Source organism: Sulfitobacter mediterraneus (genome assembly GCF_003054325.1).
In the GTDB taxonomy this organism is placed as follows: domain Bacteria; phylum Pseudomonadota; class Alphaproteobacteria; order Rhodobacterales; family Rhodobacteraceae; genus Sulfitobacter; species Sulfitobacter mediterraneus.
The window spans coordinates 1-1202 of the sequence record NZ_QBKU01000038.1; the positions used below are offsets into that span (position 1 = coordinate 1).

1 protein-coding gene is annotated in these 1202 nt (G+C 55.2%); it reads left to right on the forward strand.

The genetic code is table 11. The features are described from left to right. The first annotated feature begins 64 nt into the window (after window positions 1–64). A protein-coding gene (locus C8N31_RS20155; RefSeq protein WP_107992414.1) for an IS3 family transposase occupies window positions 65–1179 on the forward strand; the annotation gives its coding sequence in 2 pieces (ribosomal slippage) (window positions 65–314 and window positions 314–1179; 1116 coding nt in all). Window positions 1180–1202 lie beyond the last annotated feature (23 nt).

Genomic DNA, 1202 nt, shown 5'->3' on the forward strand with positions numbered 1-1202 from the left:
TGACCTGCTCCCCTGAAACGTCCGGTGTTTTGAGTTAGCCTGTTCTCCAACAAGGAGACAGACGATGAAGAGAAGCCGTTTCAGTGAAGAGCAAATAATTGGGATATTGAAAGAGCATCAGGCAGGGCTTGGCGCGAAGGAGTTGTGTCGGAGGCACGGTGTCAGCGATGCTACGTTTTACAAATGGCGATCCAAGTTTGGTGGCATGGAAGTGCCTGACGTCAAGAAGCTGAAGAGCCTTGAGGCGGAGAATGCCAAGCTCAAGAAGTTGTTGGCGGAACAGATGATGGATGTCTCGACGCTCAAGGAAATGCTGGGAAAAAACTTTTGAGGCCCGGCTCACGCAGAAACGCGGTGACCTGGGCCATGAAAGAAAAGCGATACAATCAGAAGCGCGCCTGTGCGTTGGCTGGGATTGATCCACGGGTCTATCGACGTGTGTCGAAGCGGCCAGCGGATACGGAGCTGCGTGGTCGATTGAAAAAGCTGTCGTCTGAACGGCGACGCTTTGGCTATCGTCGGTTGCACATTCTGCTGACGCGCGAAGGCTGGCATGTGAACTGGAAGAAGCTGTATCGGATCTACCGCGAAGAAGGGTTAACAGTCCGTAAACGCGGCGGTCGCAAGCGTGCAGTGGGCACCAGAACGCCCATGGCGATACCGCAGGGGCCGAACCAGCGGTGGTCGTTGGACTTCGTGTCAGACAGCCTGTCCTGTGGCCGCCGGTTCCGCATTCTCAATGTGATTGATGACTTCAGCCGCGAATGTCTTGCTGCTGTTGTCGATACGTCTTTGTCTGGTAATCGCGTTGCGCGTGAACTGGATCGGATCGCTGAGATGCGTGGTTACCCCTGCATGGTGGTCAGCGATAATGGAACCGAACTGACTTCGAATGCGATCCTGAAATGGCAGGAAGACCGTAAGGTTGACTGGCACTACATCGCACCGGGCAAACCAATGCAGAACGGGTTTGTCGAAAGCTTCAACGGGAGGATGCGGGATGAATGTCTGAACGAGCACCTGTTCGATAGCCTGCGTCACGCCCGCCAGTTGATCGCGGCGTGGCGGAAGGACTTCAACCACCACCGCCCACACACAAGCCTCGCTGGCCTGACGCCGGCGGAATATGCTAACCGGTCAGTGAAGGACCAAAACCTGAACAGAGCTAACCTAAACTAGCGGACTCAATGGGGAGCAGGTCA